Source organism: Brachybacterium sp. AOP29-B2-41, from assembly GCF_052378395.1.
Taxonomy (GTDB): Bacteria; Actinomycetota; Actinomycetes; order Actinomycetales; family Dermabacteraceae; genus Brachybacterium.
Genome location: NZ_JBQSXR010000001.1, coordinates 335381 through 348953, shown reverse-complemented (window position 1 = coordinate 348953; position 13573 = coordinate 335381). Strand labels below are relative to the sequence as shown.

Annotated in this window: 11 protein-coding genes; 2 read left to right on the top strand and 9 right to left on the bottom strand. The window is 69.6% G+C overall.

Annotation, left to right across the window (positions count from 1 at the left end):
- Positions 1-47 precede the first annotated feature (47 nt).
- Entirely contained in the window at positions 48-2876 is a 2829-nt protein-coding gene (ppc, locus tag ACT3T9_RS01610; protein ID WP_444592523.1) for a phosphoenolpyruvate carboxylase, read from the top strand.
- Positions 2877-3111: 235 nt separating this feature from the next.
- Here the strand turns inward: ppc and ACT3T9_RS01605 are convergent, their stop codons facing one another.
- Genes ACT3T9_RS01605 through ACT3T9_RS01590 form a run of 4 tightly spaced genes read right to left on the bottom strand, consistent with a single transcriptional unit; the run spans position 3112 to position 6362 of the window.
- A complete protein-coding gene (locus ACT3T9_RS01605) occupies positions 3112-4131 on the bottom strand; it encodes an aldo/keto reductase (protein WP_441443874.1) in 1020 nt (339 codons plus the stop codon).
- 48 nt (positions 4132-4179) lie between these two features.
- On the bottom strand, positions 4180-4767 hold the full coding sequence (locus ACT3T9_RS01600; RefSeq protein WP_441443873.1) for a GNAT family N-acetyltransferase: 588 nt from the start codon (positions 4765-4767) through the stop codon (positions 4180-4182).
- The gene (locus ACT3T9_RS01595; protein ID WP_441443872.1) at positions 4764-5870 is read right to left on the bottom strand and encodes an App1 family protein; all 1107 of its coding nucleotides are present in this window, start codon (positions 5868-5870) and stop codon (positions 4764-4766) included. The genes ACT3T9_RS01600 and ACT3T9_RS01595 overlap by 4 nt, the downstream gene beginning before the upstream one ends.
- 6 nt (positions 5871-5876) lie before the next feature.
- A complete protein-coding gene (locus ACT3T9_RS01590; RefSeq protein WP_441443871.1) occupies positions 5877-6362 on the bottom strand; it encodes a GNAT family N-acetyltransferase in 486 nt (161 codons plus the stop codon).
- A gap of 157 nt (positions 6363-6519) precedes the next feature.
- On the opposite strand from ACT3T9_RS01590, the gene ACT3T9_RS01585 reads away from it, so the two are divergent.
- The gene (locus tag ACT3T9_RS01585) at positions 6520-7038 is read left to right on the top strand and encodes an arsenate reductase/protein-tyrosine-phosphatase family protein (protein WP_441443870.1); all 519 of its coding nucleotides are present in this window, start codon (positions 6520-6522) and stop codon (positions 7036-7038) included.
- A gap of 97 nt (positions 7039-7135) precedes the next feature.
- Here the strand turns inward: ACT3T9_RS01585 and ACT3T9_RS01580 are convergent, their stop codons facing one another.
- The 5 genes from ACT3T9_RS01580 to ACT3T9_RS01560 form a co-directional block, all read right to left on the bottom strand.
- Entirely contained in the window at positions 7136-8431 is a 1296-nt protein-coding gene (locus tag ACT3T9_RS01580) for a hypothetical protein (protein WP_441443869.1), read from the bottom strand.
- Positions 8432-8989: 558 nt separating this feature from the next.
- On the bottom strand, positions 8990-10627 hold the full coding sequence (pgm, locus tag ACT3T9_RS01575; RefSeq protein WP_441443868.1) for a phosphoglucomutase (alpha-D-glucose-1,6-bisphosphate-dependent): 1638 nt from the start codon (positions 10625-10627) through the stop codon (positions 8990-8992).
- A 109-nt stretch (positions 10628-10736) separates the two neighbouring features.
- Positions 10737-11567 carry a hypothetical protein gene (locus ACT3T9_RS01570; protein ID WP_441443867.1) on the bottom strand — a complete coding sequence of 277 codons (831 nt, stop codon included), beginning with the start codon at positions 11565-11567 and terminating at the stop codon, positions 10737-10739.
- Positions 11568-11657: 90 nt separating this feature from the next.
- A complete protein-coding gene (locus ACT3T9_RS01565) occupies positions 11658-12674 on the bottom strand; it encodes an anion permease (RefSeq protein WP_442332428.1) in 1017 nt (338 codons plus the stop codon).
- Positions 12675-13307, bottom strand: a complete 633-nt coding sequence (locus ACT3T9_RS01560) for a DUF47 family protein (protein ID WP_441443920.1) — start codon at positions 13305-13307, stop codon at positions 12675-12677.
- Between the last annotated feature and the right edge of the window lie 266 nt (positions 13308-13573).

Sequence of the window (13573 nt, the reverse complement as noted above, 5' to 3'; positions counted from 1 at the left end):
GCTTGTGTCGGCGGCCGCTACTCGGCGTGCCGACCCCAGGAGGCCCTGTGCCAGATACCGACGCCATCGCCGTCCCGACCTTGACGAGCGAGTTCCCCGTCGTCGGCGACGATCCCCATATCGACGCCCCACTGCGAGCGACCGTCCGACGACTGTCGACCCTGCTCGGCCGCACGCTGGCCGACCAGCACGGTCAGGAGATGCTCGACCTCGTCGAGCAGGTCCGCAAGCTCACCAAGGATGCGAAGTCCTCGGACTCCGAGGCCAGCGCCCAGGACGTCCAGAACCGTCTCGCCGAGCTCCCCATCGAGCAGGCCACTGCTCTGACCCGGGCGTTCGCCCAGTACTTCCTGCTGGCCAATGCGGCCGAGCAGGTCTACCGCGTGCGCTCCCTGCAGGAACGTCCGGCCTCCGAGTCCTGGGTCCCGCGCACCGTCGCGGCCGTCCACGAGTCCGTCGGCGCTGAGGGCCTGCAGGAGGCCGTCGACTCGCTCGACGTGCGCCTGATCTTCACCGCTCACCCCACCGAGGCATCCCGTCGGGCGGTGCTGACCAAGCTCCGCAAGATCTCGGACATCCTCGAGAACGACACCGAGGACGGCACCCCCGAGCGGCGCAGGCAGGATCACCTGCTCTCCGAGCTCATCGAGTCCCTGTGGCAGACGGACGAGCTGCGCCGCCAGCGTCCCACCCCCCAGGACGAGTCGCGCAATGTGCTCTACTACCTGACCCAGCTGTACCGCCAGACCATGCCGGGCTTCCTCGACGACCTGCGCGAGGAGCTGCGTGCCCATGGCGCCGACCTGCGCGAGCGCCAGGTGCCGCTGCGCTTCGGCTCCTGGATCGGCGGCGACCGCGACGGCAACCCCTATGTCACCGCGGAGGTCACCCGCGAGGTGCTCCAGATGCAGGCCGAGACCGCGGTCGAACTCGCGATCGATGTCGTCTCCGAGCTCATCGGCGACCTGTCGATCTCCAGCGAGATGACCGGTCAGGACGAGGAGCTGCGCGCGAGCATCGACGCGGACCTCGCCTTCCCGTCCGAGGTCGACGAGGTGCAGCAGCGGATGTTCGAGCAGGAGCCCTACCGCCTCAAGCTCGGCACCATGCGCGCCAAGCTCAAGGCCACCGGCGAGCGGATCCGCACTGGCGCACCGCATGTGCACGGCAAGGACTACTACGACTCCGAGGAGCTGCAGGACGACTTCAGCGTCCTGCGCGGCGCTCTGGCCCGCCACGGCGGCCGCCGCGCGGCCGACGGTGCGATCGCCGTCGCCCAGCAGGTCCTCGCCGGATCCGGCCTCAACCTCGCGGTCCTCGACGTGCGCGAGCACTCCGAGAAGCACCACGACGTGCTGGCCCGTCTCTTCGACCGCGTCGGAGAGCTGGACCGGCCCTACATGGAGCTCAGCCGCGAGGAGCGCACCAAGGTGCTGGCCGCGGAGCTCGCGAGCCGGCGCCCGCTGGTCGGCACGGCGCTCGCCGAGGACGAGACGATCCTCGATGACGCCACCCGCACCACCTACAAGGTGTTCGGCGAGATCCGGGACGCTCACCGGCAGTACGGCCAGTCCTCTATCGAGACCTACATCGTCTCGATGACGCACGGAGCCGACGACATCCTCGCCGTCGCCCTGCTGGCTCGCGAAGCCGGCCTGGTCACCCTGCCCGGCGGCGACCAGAACCGATCGGACATCAGCTTCGCGCCGCTGCTCGAGGAGGTCGCCGAGCTGCGTCACGCCGGGGAGATCCTCGACGAGATGCTCAGCGATCCGTCCTACCGGGAGATCGTGCGCCTGCGCGGCGACCTCCAGGAGGTCATGCTCGGCTACTCCGATGGCAACAAGGACTCCGGCGTCATCACCAGCCAGTGGGAGATCCACCAGGCGCAGCGGCTGCTGCGCGATGCCGCCGCCCGCCACGGGGTGACCCTGCGCCTGTTCCATGGCCGCGGCGGTTCCGTCGGCCGCGGCGGCGGCCCGACGTACGACGCGATCCTAGCCCAGCCGTACGGCGTGCTCGAGGGCGAGATCAAGTTCACCGAACAGGGTGAGGTCATCTCCGACAAGTACACGCTGCCCACGCTGGCCCGGGAGAACCTGGACCTGTCGCTGGCCGCGGTGCTCGAGGGCTCGGCGCTGCACACCACCCCGCGCTCGACGCCCGAGCAGCTGGACCGCTTCGGCGAGGTCATGCAGCAGGTCTCCGATGCCTCCTATGCGCGCTATCGCACGCTGGCGGACGACCCGGACCTGCCGGAGTACTTCGTGACCTCGACCCCGGTCGAGCAGCTCGGAGACCTGAACATCGGCTCGCGGCCCTCGAAGCGCGCCACCTCCGAGAAGGGCCTGGACGGCCTGCGGGCTATCCCGTGGGTGTTCGGCTGGACCCAGTCGCGGCAGATCGTGCCCGGATGGTTCGGGGCCGGCTCCGGCCTGAAGGCCGCACGCGAGGCGGGGCTCGAGCCCGATCTGCACGAGATGTACCGCAACTGGCACTTCTTCCGCACCGTGATCAGCAACGTCGAGATGACTCTCGCGAAGACGGACATGGCGATCGCCGCGCACTACGTGCACTCGCTGGTGCCGGAGCGGCTGTGGCCGCTGTTCGACCGCATCAAGGCGGAGTACGAGCTCTCGGTCGCCGAGATTGAGCGGCTCACCGGGGTGCTGGGCCTGCTGGACAATCAGCCGGTGCTCAAGCGCACCCTCGCGGTGCGCGACCGCTACCTGGATCCGATCTCCTACATGCAGGTCGCGATGCTGCAGCGGGCCCGTGCCGCCACCGAGCGCGGTGAGGAGCTCTCCCCGGAGCTCCAGCGTGCACTGCTGACCACCATCAACGGCGTCGCGGCGGGGCTGAAGAACACCGGCTGATTCCCGCCCGCGGCAGCCCGCCCGCCGCAGCAGCTCATCCGCCTACGGCAGCCCCTCTGCCCGCGGCAGTCCCTCTGCCCGCGGCAACTCATCGAGTCGTAGGTTCTGTGCACCACTGGACACCCAGAGTGCACAGAACCTACGACTCGATGTCGTGCGGGAGCGGTTCAGGGGTCGGGCAGGGGTCGTGCAGGGGCAGGACCGGGATCCGGATCGGGCGTCGTGCAAGGGCAGCTCAGCGCCTGGCGGTGCCGTCGATGGCGAACTCATCGATCCGGGTGAGCTCTTCGTCGGTCAGCTCGAGGTTCTCGAGGGTGGCGACGTTCTGCTCGAGCTGCGTCACCGACGAGGCTCCGACCAGCGCGGTGCTGACCTGCCGGTGCCGCAGCGCCCAGGCCAGCGCGAGCTGGGCCAGGCTCTGGCCGCGCTCGTGGGCGATCTGGGACAGACCGCGCACCCGCGACTGGTAGTCCTCGCCCAGGACCTGCTGCTCGGAGAGGGAGGACGAGGTGCCGGCGGCGCGCGAGCTCTGCGGCACGCCGGAGAGGTACCGGTTGGTGAGCAGACCCTGCTGGAGCGGGGAGAAGGCCGCCAGGCCCACCCCGAGCTCGCCGACGACATCGAGCAGGCTGTTCTCGATATGCCGGTTGAACATCGAGTACGAGGGCTGATGGATCAGCAGCGGGGTGCCGAGATCCGCAAGGATCCGCGCGGCCTGCCGGGTCTTCTCGGGGGAGTAGTTCGAGACGCCGACATAGAGCGCCCTGCCGCTGCGCACCGCATGGGCGAGCGCGCCCATCGTCTCCTCGAGCGGGGTCTCGGGATCCTCGCGGTGGTGGTAGAAGATGTCCACGTCCTCCAGCCCCAGGCGCTCCAGGGACTGATCCAGCGAGTTCAGCAGGTATTTGCGAGACCCGCCGTCGCCGAACGGCCCGTCCCACATCCGGTATCCGGCCTTGGTGGAGATCACCAGCTCGTCGCGGTGATGGCGGAAGTCCTGCGCGAGGATGCGGCCCACATGGGTCTCGGCGCTGCCGGGCGGAGGGCCGTAGTTGTTGGCCAGGTCGAAGTGGTTCACACCGAGGTCGAAGGCACGGCGGACGATCGTGCGCAGGGTGAGCGGGTCGCGGTTCTCGCCGAAGTTCTGCCAGAAGCCCAGTGAGATCGGGGGCAGCAGCACGCCGGATCGGCCGACGCGACGGTATGGGGTGCGGTCGTAGCGGGCTGCGGAGGGGTGATGGACGTCGGTGTTCATCCTCTGAGACTAGTCGGAGAAACCGCCTCTGGACAGGGGGTTCTCCGCTCAGAGTGCGCAGAGTGGCCGCTCCATGACGTCCATCCCGAGCCCCTCGACCTTCAACCAGTCGGCCTCGCCTGCGAAGGGGACGCTGTGCCCGGTGGGAACGAAACCGTGGCGCTCGTACCAGGCGTGCAGCTCTGGCCGGGACTGCAGCACCTGGATCATGAGCATGTCCACCCCGGCGGTGCGCTGGTGCTCGGCCTGCGCCTCGAGCAGGCGGGCGCCGAGGCCTCGGGACTGTACCGAGGGGTGCACGGCGAACAGGCCCAGCTCGGCACGGTCTACCCCGTCGGCGTCGGTGGGTTCGCGGCGGGTGTAGCAGCAGCCCACCACCTCACCGGCGGGCCCGGAGGAACCGTCGGGCCCGGCGAGCTCAGCGACCAGCAGCGACACCGCGGGGTCCGCGAGCATCCCGCGGACCTCCTGCGCATCGGTGCGCTGACCGTCCACCAGATGCGCTTCGGTGGTCCAGCCGCCCTCGCCTCGGTAGGCGGCCTGCACAAGGACGGCCACGGCGTCTGCGTCGTCGTCGTGGGCGGTGCGCAGCAGGATCTCTCTGTGCTTCCCGGTCTCGAGGGATGACGTCGTCATGAGGAGATCTTCCCGGCCCTCTGGAACTCGGCGAGGAGCCCGTGGCCGTCGGGAGCGGCGAGGGTGAGCGGAGAGCCGTTCGCGGGCGCCGCGTCCTGGAGCGGGCGGCGCGAGCCGTGCGCGAGCAGCTGCTCGGGCTCGGTGAGCTGGCGGATCGCGATCGTCTCGACCAGCTCGGGGTGGCGCGCGGCGAACTCGGCGTAGATCGTGGGGTCGTGCTGCCCGTCGTCACCCACCAGGATCCACCGCATGTGGGGATATTCGGTGGCCAGCTGCTCGAGGGCGCGATGCTTGTGCTCGGGACCGGAGCGGAAGAAGCCCGTGTTGGTGGGGCCCCAGTCGGTCAGCAGCAGCGGGCCATCGGGATAGCCGTTGCGGTAGAGGAAGCGCTTGAGCACGGGGAAGACGTTCCACGCGCCGGTGGACAGGTAGAACACCGGCATCGCCGGGTGCTCGCGCACCAGGCGCTGGTAGAGCATCGGCATTCCCGGGACCACCTGGCGGGAGGACTGGTGGACGACGAAGGCGTTCCAGAAGGCCAGCAGCGGGCGCGGCAGCCAGGTCACCATCACGGTGTCGTCGATGTCGCTGACCATGCCGACCTCGGTCTCCGGCGCGAAGACGGTCACGTCCGCGGTGACCTCGTTGCCGGCGACGGTCCAGAGCACGGCCTGATGCTGGCCGGGGGGCAGGGAGACTTCGAGCATCGCGTCCACGATGCCAGTGCGGTCCGCGCGCGCGGTGAACTGCTGATCACCCAGCAGGATCTGTACGGTGCGGTGCGGCGCGACCTGCCCGGCGAAGTTCCGCCAGCCGCGCACCGCCATCGTGCGCAGGTCGTGGACCGGCTGGTCGTGGAAGTCTGCGGGGGTGCCGGGGGAGGCGTACAGCACCTTCGCCAGCACCCGGACCCGCTCGGTGGAGCCGTAGCCGTGGAAGGGCTGCAGCCGCAGATCCCAGCTGAGCCGACGCAGGGCATGACCGACGGCGGTGTTCTTGACGTTCTCGATGCGTGCCGCCCAGTGCGGACGGTCGTCACCGCCGCGCGCGGCCAGCGAACGGAGCCCGGCGCGGGCGGAGGTCAGCCGAGTGCTGATGCCCACCGGGCGTCAGAGACCGCGGGCCATCTTCAGCCAGGCCCCATCGGGATCGTCCTCGACGATCTCCCAGCGGTCACCGGTGTCGGCGAATCCGAGGCTCTCGTACAGGGCGCGAGCACCCGTGTTCCGGGGGCCCACGTACAGGGTGATCGTGTCTGCGCCGTCCTCGCGGGACCAGTCGAAGATCGCCTCGGCGAGCTTCCCGGCGATCCCGGAGTGGCGAGAGTTCGGGGTGACCCACATGGCCTGGAGCTCGCGCTCGTTGGCGGGGGAGTCCTCCTCGCGCCGGGCCGCCACCACGGCGACCGGCTGTCCGTCCTCGACGGCCAGGAACCAGGCGGCATCGCGCACGCGCTGCTCCCAGACCGAGTCCTCATAGGTGGATTCCTTGTCCCAGCTCTGCCCGAAGGCGGCCGGGTCCGTGCTGAGGGACCGAAGACGGATCTCGCGCACGAGCGACCAGTCGTCGTCGTGGGCGCGGATAATGTCGGCCATGGGTGTCCTCCTGAGCCGTCGTTGCGTGGTCACGGGCCATCATGCCCTGGCGATCATGCTCTCGCGCTGCCGCGGGCACCGCATGCACTCCCGTCACCAGTGTACGTTCCCCGGCGGTTCTGCGCGCGCAGCGCCCCGAGCTTGACACAATAGGGGGATGTCGCCCATTCGCCTGCTCACCGTCTGCACCGGCAACGTCTGTCGATCCCCGGCCGCCGCGGTGATGCTGCGCGCCGCGATCCTGGAGAGCGACCTGGTCGGGAAGGTGGAGGTGGGGTCGGCCGGTACCAGCTGGGAAGCCGAGGGGATGCCGATGGATGACCGCACCGAGCTCGCTCTCGAGCGATCAGGTTATGTGCGGCCCTTCGAGCACACCGCCCGCACGATCCATCTGACGGAGCTGCTGGCCTGGGATCTGGTGCTGCCGATGACCGCCGATCACGCGCAGCGGCTGCGGCGGATGGTCGAGCAGGCACCCGAGGGTTCGGCCGTTCCCCAGATCGCGATGTGGCGGCGGTTCGAGCCGGGCGCGGACCCGGCGGCGCTGCCCACGGAGCTTGCCGTCGAGGACCCCTGGTACGAGGGGCAGGGAGCGTTCGACCGCACGATCCGCGAGATGCGCGAGAGCGTGCCGGGCATCATCGCGCGCGCCCGGGAGCTGCTCGAGGAGCGCTGAGCTCACCTGCTGGGGGCTCGCTGTGGAGCCCACGACGGCATTGTTCACCTCGGGGAGCCGGGGGCGTCGGGGCCTTGTCGGGGCTTTCAGGCCTCGGTTACGCGTCGGTGTCGTGCTTCCCGGTGCTGGCGCGGTGATGCCAGGTCGCGCCGACGAAGCCGGCAGTGGTCAGGAAGCCGATGCCGAGCGCGGCGATCAGCACCTGGCGCATCTGGCCAAAGCCGGAGCCGCTGTCCTCCGAGATCGCGTTGAACAGCCGGACCACCGGGCCGCCTTCATCATGGCCGGCGCCGGACTGCGGTGACGGCGGAGGGGGAGAGCTCGGTGTCTCGGCGCCGACGCCGCTGATCTCAGTGGTCTCGTTGCTCTCGCTCTCCACCGCGGAGCTGCTCGTCGGAGGCGCCGACGGCTCCTCGGGGGCGGGCGGGGCAGTGTCACGCTGCGCGTTGTCTGGCTGAGCGGTCTCGGGCTGCGCGGAGGGTTCGACGGGTTCGACGGGTTCGACGGGTGCGGATTCGGGATCCGTGGGCGTCGTCTCCGGCTCTGCATCGGCACTGGCGTCGGGGGCGGGCTCCTCGGTGGGAGTGCCCTCGGTGGCGTCGTCGGTGGCGGGCTTCTCCACGGGCGTCGGCTCTTCCGAGGGGGTCGGGCTCTCCGGCGGCTCCTCGGGATCCTCTGTGGGCTGTTCGGGAACGCTGGGGTCCGGTGGATCGGGCTGGTCAGAGCCGTCCGTCGGGCTCTCACTCGGGCTGGGTGCCGGCAAAGAGGTCGAGGGTGAGGTGTTGGGCGATGTCGACGGCCCTGGAGTCAGGGATGGCTGTCCGGTCCCGCTCCCGTTGGTGCCTCCGCTGGGAAGGCTGCCGGGGGTGCTGATCGTGGGCGGGGTGCTGCTCGACGTTTCGGCGTCCGTGACAGATTCCGTGCCGTCGGCTGGGGGTGACTGCTCCTCGCCGGAGCACTCATCGTCGAGGGTGGTGAGCAGCAGCGCCGGGATGACCGAGTCGTCCTCGCAGTCATCCTCGATGACGGGGTCCTCGACCGGGTGCGTGGGCTCGTGCTGAGTGTCGTCATCAGTCTGTGAGTCGTCATCAGTCTGCGAGTCATCATCGGTCTGTGGATCGCCGTCGTGCTGCAGATCGTCATCGGTCTGCGGATCCTCTTCGGGTGCTGCGGATGTTTCGGGAGGCTCTTCGTCCGGGAGCGGCTCGGGGGCGTCGCCCTCCACGGTGGGCTTCTCGCTCGGGAGCTCCTCGGTCTCGGCACTCTCCTCATCGGGGGGCTCCTGGTTCGAGCCTTCCGGTGGGGTGCTGTCGGGCTCGGCGGGGGCGGACTGAGTGGTCTCGAGGTCCAGCATCTCGGCCAGAGCGGGTGCCGTCGCGACGGGAAGAGCCATGGCGAGAGCGGCGGAGCAGGCACACAGACGTGAGCGCAGTCGCATAGTCGTGGTCCCCCTCCTCCATGGTCGCGAGCTCGGTGGCTGCGGTCGGCATCATCTTCGGTGGGCCCGACGGAGCACATTACCCTACCGAACCTTTACTTTCGACCCCATCGTTCATCGCCTCCGGGGTGGGCGCAAGGGTGCTGTGCATGGCGCCACGCCAGCGTGATCCACGCAATGTTGACCTTGGCTTGACCAAGGCTTTGCCGTCGACCTGCATGGATGCTGGTCAGCCGTCGATTTGCGCTCGCAGCGTCGGTCGCTGAGGTCATCGTGATCGCCCCGGGCGAACCTCGGAGAAATGTTCCGGAAGCACCACGGGAGCACGGAGACGAACAGGCACCTGCCCAGTCGTCACCATGGACAAGCGGCCGCGGAGGCCGATGCGGAGGAAGGGCCGATGCGGAGGAAGGGCCGGGGAAGCGAAAAGGTCGGGGAAGCGAAAAGGCCGGAGCGGAGAAAAGACGGAGCGCCGAGACCCCTGCGGGGACCCGGCGCTCCGTCACAGCACTGTCAGTCTGCGAGCACCTCGTCGACGAGGGCCTTCGCAGCGTCCTGCACCTGGCTCAGGTGCTCCTCACCCTTGAAGGACTCGGCGTAGATCTTGTAGATGTCCTCGGTGCCGGAGGGTCGCGCGGCGAACCAGGCCGACTCCGTGGAGACCTTCAGGCCTCCGATCGCGCCACCGGCAGGAGCCTCGGTGATCGCCGAGACGATCGGCTCGCCGGCCAGCTCGGTCGCACTGACCTGCTCGGGGCTGAGCGCCTTGAGCTTCGCCTTCTGCTCGCGGTTGGCCGGAGCGTCCATCCGGGCGTAGGCGCTGCTGCCGAATTCCTCGACCAGCTCGGCGTGCAGCGTGCTGGGGGAGCGGCCGGTGACTGCCAGGATCTCGGAGGCGAGCAGCGCCAGGATGATCCCGTCCTTGTCCGTGGTCCACACCGAGCCATCGCGCCGCAGGAAGGAGGCACCGGCGCTCTCCTCGCCGCCGAAGCCGACGGAGGAGTCGATCAGACCCGGCACGAACCACTTGAAGCCCACCGGCACCTCGTACAGCTCGCGGCCCAGGGAGGCCACCACGCGATCGATCAGGCTCGAGGAGACGACCGTCTTGCCGACCTTCGCGGTGGCCGGCCAGTTCGGGCGATGCGCGAAGAGGTAGCGGATCGCGGTGGCGAGATAGTGGTTGGGGTTCATCAGCCCGCCATCGGGGGTGACGATGCCGTGGCGATCCGCATCCGCGTCGTTGCCGGTGGCGATGTCGTACTCGTCGCGCTTCTCGAGCAGCGAGGCCATCGCCCACGGGCTCGAGCAGTCCATGCGGATCTTCCCGTCGCGGTCCAGCGTCATGAAGGACCAGCGGGGATCCACCTCCGGATTGACCACTGTCAGGTCGAGATCATGCATCTCCCCGATCTCGGCCCAGTAGTCCACCGCGGCGCCGCCCAGCGGATCAGCGCCGATCCGCACCCCGGCGCGACGAATCGCCTCGATGTCGACCACGTTAGGCAGGTCCGCCACATAGGTGTGCAGGAAGTCGTAACGCCCGGCATCCTGGAGGGCCTTCTGTCGGCCATGCCGGCGCACACCCCGCAGCCCCTCCGTCAGCAGCTGGTTGGCCCGGTCAGCGATCCAGGAGGTCGCGTCGGTGTCCGCGGGACCGCCATGGGGAGGGTTGTACTTGAAACCACCGTCACGCGGCGGGTTGTGGCTCGGGGTGATCACGATGCCGTCTGCACGGCCCGGATCGTTCGCAGCCCGACCTCGGTTGTGCGTGAGGATCGCGTGGGAGACGGCAGGGGTGGGGGTGTAGCCGTCCAGCGAGTCGACCTGGGCGGCGACGTCGTTGCCGATCAGCACCTCGAGTGCGGTGTCGAAGGCGGGACGGGAGAGGGCATGGGTGTCGCGGCCGACGAACAGCGGCCCGCGGATGCCCTCCGCGGCGCGGTACTCGACGATGGCCTGCGTGGTCGCGGCGATGTGGTCCTCGTTGAAGGCCGTGTCGAGCGAGGACCCCCGGTGCCCGGAGGTGCCGAAGGAGACGGCCTGATCGGGGTCCGCAGGATCCGGGTGGAGGTCGTAATACGCGTCGAGGAGCGCATCGACGTCGACGAGATCCTCCTCAAGTGCCTTCTGGCCTGCACGGGGGTGCATGATCACCACTCCATCCTCGAGTTCGGGGTCGTCACGACACTCTAGGTCAGGGCGACGCTCCCGGCACCGAGTGTGACTGCGGGCTGAGACGGCTCGTGGTCCCGAGACCTCAGGACCGCCGCGACTTCACCAGCAGCACGATCCCGATGATCGTGAGCACCAGCCCGATCAGGCCCGCGATCACGCCGATGACCGGGCCGATCAGCAGCGGGGCCGCCATCGAGAGCATGCTGTACGGGCCGAGGTGGGCGGGGGCGTCGGTCCCGGTGCAGGAGACCGTCACCGTGGTGTCCTCCAGAGCGGCGACGCCGAGCACCTGGACGTACTGCGACCCGTCGCCGAAGGTGGTCTCGGTCGAGCTGGGCACCGTGGTCACCGCGCCGGGCGTCGAGCCCTCGGCGGTGCATTCAGCGGCGGCCGCATCTGCCAGGGGGACGTACACGATCAGCATCTCGTTGGCGGGCACCTCGATGTCGGCGGTCGCCCCCTGCATCGGGACCGGGCCCTCGGTGGCGTCGCCGACGAGCGAGCCGACCGACCATACGATCCCGCCGATCGTCGCGGCGGGACCGATCACGACCAGCAGCACCAGGCCGATGATCAGCGGCCACAGCCCGCGTCGCCTGCGAGGGGCGGCGCCGGATCCGCCGGGGGCACCGGGGCCCGAACGGACGGAGGCAGGCAGCGGGCCGGTCTGCGGCGCGTAGGGGTCGGTGCCGAAGGAGCCGTAGCCCTGAGTTCCGGAGTTCTGGCTGCCGTAGTTCTGGCTGCCGTAGCCCTGGGATCCGTAGCCCTGCGTGCCGTAGTTCTGCTCGCCGTCGTTCTGGGGGCCGAACTGCGGCGCCGCGTCCGCTCTGGGAGCGGAGGTCGGCGTCGGCCCGGGCAGTCCGTAGCTGGGGCGCTGGCGCGGCGCAGGCGTCGTGGACTCACCGTCGGACATCGGGGCTCCTTCTGGGTACGGCACGGAAGGCCACAGGATAGTGGTCGATCCTCCGAGGACACCGAGTCCCCGCTCCGCAGGCGGGCAGGTTCAGCGGGAGCTCATCGCCAGCATCGTCCCCACCAGCGCCGCGCCCACCACAGCGCAGGCCAGCGGGGTGGCCAGCCAGATCAGCAGAATCTTGCCGGCGACCTGCCAGCGCACATTCCGCAGCCCCTGGGCGACCCCCGCACCGACCACGCTCGATGCCAGCGCATGAGAGGTCGAGACGGGAGATCCGACGCCGAACAGGCCCAGCGACATGGTGACCGCGGCGGAGGTCTCCGCAGCGAGGCCCTGCGCGACGTTCAGGTCGGTGAGGTGGCGGCCGAGCACGCGGATGATGCGATGACCGCCCACCAGTGTGCCGAGCCCGATCGCGAGGGCGACCGCGACCATGAGGGTCACCGCGAACGACGGGGGGCCGCCGGTGGCGGCGAAGGCGATCACGATCACCGCGAGCGGCAACCGGGAGTCGTTGAGCCCGTGCCCCGTGGCGACCGCGCCGGCGGAGACGGTCTGGGCGAAGCGGAGGTGTCCCCGCAGCAGCCGCTCATGCCGGCCCAGGACCAGCACGAGCTGCATCAGCAGGTAGGCGATCACCGCGGACAGCACCGGGCCGACGAGGGAGACGACCAGCAGCAGCCCGAGCCGCTCCCAGGCCGCAGGAGCCCCGATCGCGAGCGAGACCCCCACCGTGGAGCCGAAGAAGGCATGCCAGGTGGACGAGGGCATCCCGAGCCACCAGGTGAGCAGATCCCAGCCGATGGTCGCGAGCATGATCGCGATCAGGACCAGCCCGAGCACATCCGGCTGCCCGGCGGTCTCCTGCGTCAGCGGCGTCATCCCCAGCAGCCGCAGCGCCCACGGTGCGGAGGCGACGATCAGCATCATCCCCAGCAGGGCACCCAGCACGTTGAGGATCGCGGCCAGGGCCAGAGCGGTCGACTCCCGAAGCGTTCTGGTCGTGATCGTCGTGGTGACGGCGTTGGACGCATCGTGGAAGCCGTTCATATACGCCATCGCGAGTGCCAGGACGACGACCAGCACGAGCATCAGCGTCGTCACTCAGGCGTCCTTGACCCGCAGCAGATCGGTCAGCCGCGCGATACGTTCCTGCAGAGCGATCGTGTGCCGGATCGACCCGGAGACGTCATGCAGGGGCATCAGCTCCTGGACGGAGCCGCCTCGCGAGTACAGCTCGCCGAGCGCCCTGCGGATCAGCCTCTCTCCCTGCCGAGTGAGCTTCCGGACCTGGTCGTAGTAGTCGCCCAGCTCCCGGATGCGCGACAGCTTCCAGCTCGCGGCGACCGTGTACTCGGCAGCACGCTCAATGCCCTTGGCCGCATCCAGCAGCGGGGTGGGCAGCTGTCCCACGCGGGAAATGACCAGGAGCTCCGCAGTGTGCTCCATGGAGTCCACCGCATCCGCCATTGTGAGCGCGAGGTCGTACAGCAGCTCGGCCTCATAGGGGGTGATCAGGGACTGGGCGAGCCGCTCGGCGATGCGTCGGCACAGCTCCTCGGCGACCGTCGACTGCTCGTGCAGCCGCGGTGCGATGCGAGTGCGCTCCCGGTATCCGTGGCCGAGCAGCTTCGAATGGGTGTCGGCGGACTGCACCAGCAGCTCGGCGAGCTCCGCGAAGAGGTCGTACAGCGGACGCTCGGTGCGCTGTGGGAAGAACCGGGAGAGGAACTGCATCACCTCGGGTCGCCTCCTCGCGCCTGGGGCGCATGACGTCGCTGCGGCCCGGAGGGGCTGCGCGGACCGGATTCGTGATGATGAGGCGCCGGACCGGGATGCGCCTGTCGGCGCGAAGGCCGCTCGAAGCGGCAAATGTTGGAGCCCGGGGCAACCGCGGCCCGGCGCCTGTCCATCGTAGGGCACCGGCCCGGGCATGAGGCAAATGGATGCCCGCCGCGATATGGCGAGCGCCTCACTCCGCGCCTCACTCCCGCGACTCCCGC